At 67.9% G+C, this 4,038-nt stretch carries 3 protein-coding genes; 1 reads left to right on the forward strand and 2 read right to left on the reverse strand.

Translation table 11 applies throughout. From position 1 onward, the window contains the following. Positions 1-1,575 (reverse strand): FAD-dependent oxidoreductase (locus RT662_RS03650; protein WP_313669247.1); only part of this gene is annotated, 1,575 nt, incomplete at its 3' end. After that, positions 1,575-2,351: an SDR family oxidoreductase gene (locus RT662_RS03655; RefSeq protein WP_313669249.1), complete on the reverse strand. Its 777-nt coding sequence runs from the start codon at positions 2,349-2,351 to the stop codon at positions 1,575-1,577. The genes RT662_RS03655 and RT662_RS03650, both read right to left, overlap by 1 nt. Positions 2,352-2,473: 122 nt before the next feature. Here RT662_RS03655 and RT662_RS03660 point away from each other — a divergent pair. Then, positions 2,474-4,038: DUF885 family protein (locus RT662_RS03660; protein WP_313669251.1), on the forward strand; the 1,565-nt coding region annotated here is incomplete at its 3' end.

Consider the following 4,038-nt stretch of genomic DNA (forward strand, 5'->3'; position numbering starts at 1 on the left):
GCAGCGGCCCATGCCCAGCCGCGTCGCGCGCTTGATGCTGCCGGGATCGTTCGTGCCCGCCGCCAGCAGCGCATCCACATCGCCAAAGCGCACGCCTTCGCAGCGGCACAGCAGGGTTTCCGGCGTGTGGACGGTGGGCGTGGGGTGCGCCGGGGCAAACAACTGCCACAGGCCGGCCTGGAAGCCCCGCGCCGTGGCTAACGCCCGGCGTTGCGTTTGGCTCTGGGCCAATTGCGCAGTGCTGAGCCCGCCTTTCACATCGGCAACCACCGTCAGACCAGCCAGCGTGCCCTGCGCCAGCGCCGCCCTTGCTCCACCGAGCCCGCCGCCATCGCCAGCGACAAACACATTGCCAACCGACGTGCGCCCATCATCTTCGCGCACAACCGCCATGGCACCATCACTCCACGCCAGCCGGCAGCCCAGCGCGCGGGCCAGCTCGGCCTGCGGCTGAAAGCCGGCACCAACGCACAGGGCATCGATGTCGAACGCCCGTTCTGTCCCCAACTGGCCATCGGGCCGTGTGGCCGCCACAACCGCCCGCTCCACCCGTTCCGCACCTTCGGCACGGCAGACGACGTGGCCGAACAGGAACGGCACGCCCGCACTGCGCAGCCGCGCCAGTTGGCGCACGCCTTGCACGGCAAGCCCGGCGCCGTGCCGCGCCATCGCCAGCGCACTCGCCGCCCGCGCCAGGCCGGGTCGCGGCGCCTGTTCGACGACGCCCGCCACCGTCACGCCGGCGTTCAGCAGTTCGTTGGCGAGCTGGATGTTGAGCGGGCCATTGCCCGCCACCAGCACCCGGCTGCCTGGCGATACCGCACCCGAACGCAGCAGCGTCTGCGCGGCACCGGTGGTCATCACGCCCGGCAGCGTCCAGCCCGGCATCGGCCATGGCTTTTCGGTGGCGCCGGTGGCGATGATCAGACGCGCTGCGCTGATCCGCGCCGGCCCTTCCGGGCCCGACGTTTCCACCACGATGTGCTGGCCATCCCGCCGGGCAGACCAGGCAATACGGCCTGCCATCAGTTGCGCGGGCGATGCTGCCACATCGGTAATCAGCGCTGCGCCTTCGCGGAACTGGGCATCCAGCGCAGCCGGTGTGATCGCGAAGCCCTTGCCCGGCTGCTTGAAATACTGGCCCCCGGGTTTGCTGCGTTCATCGATGACGATCACCGACAGGCCAGCGGCAGCCTCGGCGGCGGCAAGCCCGGCGGGCCCGGCACCAATGATCAGCAGATCGCAGGCCAGCACCTGTGCCGGCGCGGCGGCGGGCGCAGCGGGCGTTGCCACCACCCGGCGCGGCATCGGCTCCACCACCATGCCGGGCGCGGCGGCCACCATGCAGGCACGCTGGCTGCGGCCGTCCACCAGCACCGTGCACTCGCCGCAGGCGCCCATGCCGCAGAATACGCCGCGGCGCTCGTCAGGGCCGTTGGTGGAAAGCGCCAGCTGGCCGGCGCTGGTCAATGCAGCGGCGAGCGTCTCACCGGGCCAGGCTGCGAGTTCGCGGCCGGCAAAGCGGAAACGGAAGCCGGGGCCGCTCCGCGCGATACCGGGCAGGGTAACACGCATCAGCGGACGTAGCTTGCGCCATTCACGTCGATCGTGGCGCCGGACATCTGGGGCACGGCGCCGGACGCCAGAAAGGCCACCAGATTGCCCAGTTCCGCCGGTGAAACCCACTTGCCAGTGGCCAGCGTCGCCGAAATCTGGTCCTCGCCGCCCTGAGTGGCCGCGAACTGTTCCGAAAGCCGGGTGCGCACCACGCCGGGGGTGACGATATAGGCCAGGATATTGTCGCGCGCATACGCCCGCGCGATGGACTGGGTGGCAGACCGCACAGCGGCCTTGGACGCGCCATAGGCAATGGTCGCCGGGTTGGTCACGCCGCGCTGGGCGGCCCAGCTGCTGATGGTGATGATCGCGCCGCCACCCACCTCGAGATAATGGTTCACCGCATTGCGCATCAGCCGCGCCGGCGCCTTCACGTTCACATCCAGCGCCTGGTCCCACACCCTGTCCCACGTTTCCAGCGGGGCGGCGAAACTGCCGGAAAAATCCATCACGGCCGCATTGTTGACCAGCACATCGATGCGCCCGCGCCAGGCCAACGCCTCACTCCACAAACGCTCCACCGCATCCAGATCGGCCAGATCGGCCTGCACCAGCAGCAGGCGCTCCGGCGGGATGGCGGCGGTGGCGGCTTCGGCGCCTTCGCGATCGCTGCCATAATGCGCCACCACATGCGCGCCGGCTTCTCCCAATATGGCCGTCGTGGCCGCGCCAATGCCCTTGGACGCGCCGGTGAGCAGGATGGTCTTCCCCGAAAGATCAATCGCAATCGCCATGGCCTTGGTCTGGCATATTGCTTGGGTCTCGCAAAGTCGAAAAACGCCGCCTAGCGAACAAGCGTTCGCTTTGTGGTTAAAACCAGATATGCTTTGCCGCGCCTGGCAGGGGAGGATCGATCATGCGTGGTCTATTGCGTGCATTCACGGCAGCAACGGTGGGCCTGATGGCCGCCAGCATGAGCATGGCCCAATCGCCACCAGACCCGGCCCTGGCCCAGGTTTTCAGCGATTATCAAGCCTGGCAGCGTGGCATGGCCGGCGATTATGGCCCGGCCGCCATGGCCCGGCAGACCACAGCGCTGACCGCCCTGCAACAGCGGCTGGCGGGCATAAAGGTCACCGGCTGGTCACGCGAGGCCAAGGTGGATTGGCTGGTGGTCCGATCGGAGATGGATCGCGCCGAATTCACGCTGAAGGTGACGCGGCCATGGGCGCGCGATCCGGGCTTCTATCTGGAACCCTTGCAGCGCCTGGCCTTCACGCCGCTGCCCAATGCCAGCCTCGCCGGCCGCGTGCGGGCGATCCCGGCGCAACTGGCCGCCGCGCGCTTCACACTGGATGCCATGGCGGCCGATCATGTCGATCTGGCGATCCGCTCGCTCGACCAGTCAGACGGCGTGGAAGATGGCTTTCCGCAGCGCGCCGTTCCGCCGGCCGGCGTGATCGGCTGGTATCGCGATCTGCGCGGCCGGGCGGTGCGCGAGCAGCCGGAACTGGTGCCCGATATCGACCGGGCCATCGCGGCGCTCACCGACTATCGCGACTGGCTGAAATCGGCGCGGGCAGGCGTTACGGCGCGGGCCGGCGTGGGCAAGGCGCGGCTCGATTGGTATCTGCGCCACGCCCTGCAAATGCCCTATGATAGCGATGCCGCGCGCACATTGGGCCAGCGCGAACTGGAACGCATGTGGTCGTTCCTGGCCATTGCCGAACACAGGAACCGGGCGGTGCCGGCGATCACCATGGCGGGCAATGATGCCGATTATCGCCAGCGCGTGGCTGATACCGATGCCCGCATCCGCAAGTTCCTGGTGAGCAGCGATTTCATGACCATCCCGGCCAGCATCCCGCCGACGCTGAGCGGGATGGCGGTGCCGCCGACCTATCTTGAACCCTATAATGTGCCCTTCATCCGCCGCGCGACGCCGCCCAATTACTGGGAACAGATCCAGTATCGCGACGCCTCCCCCGATCATCTCCACGCCGTCATCCCCGGCCACCGCATGGATCTGATGCTGTCCAACGCCCACCCCGATCCCATCCGCCGCGCCTTCCTCGATGGCGCGCGCTGGCAGGGCTGGGCCGTTTATCTGGAGGAAGCCGCGCTGCAGGCCGGTTTCTTTGATGATCGCCCCCGGGTGAAGGAGCTGATCTACCATTTCGGCCTGTGGCGCGCGGCGCGCACGGTGGGAGACATCGAGAACCAGCTGAATGCAAAGACCGCTGAAGAGGTGGCGACTTGGTGGCGCAAGGTGACGCCCTTCCTGGATGCCGATGTGGCCCGCAAATATGCCCATATCCGCACCCTGCCGGGGCATGGGCTGGAATACACCATCGGCAATGTGCAGATGTGGGAACTGCTGGCAGCGGCCCGCCACAAGCAGGGCGAGCGCTTCAACCTGCGCAATTTCCACGATGATTTCATCCGGCGCGGCCGCATCCCGATGGCGCTGATCCGCTATGA

The sequence above is a fragment of the Sandarakinorhabdus sp. genome (assembly GCF_032115815.1).
In the GTDB taxonomy this organism is placed as follows: Bacteria; Pseudomonadota; Alphaproteobacteria; order Sphingomonadales; family Sphingomonadaceae; genus Sandarakinorhabdus.

Coding starts and splice junctions, on each gene's coding strand:
- RT662_RS03655 (WP_313669249.1), bottom strand. CDS start 2,351: ATGGCGATTGCGATTGATCTTTCGGGGAAGACCATCCTGCTCACCGGC.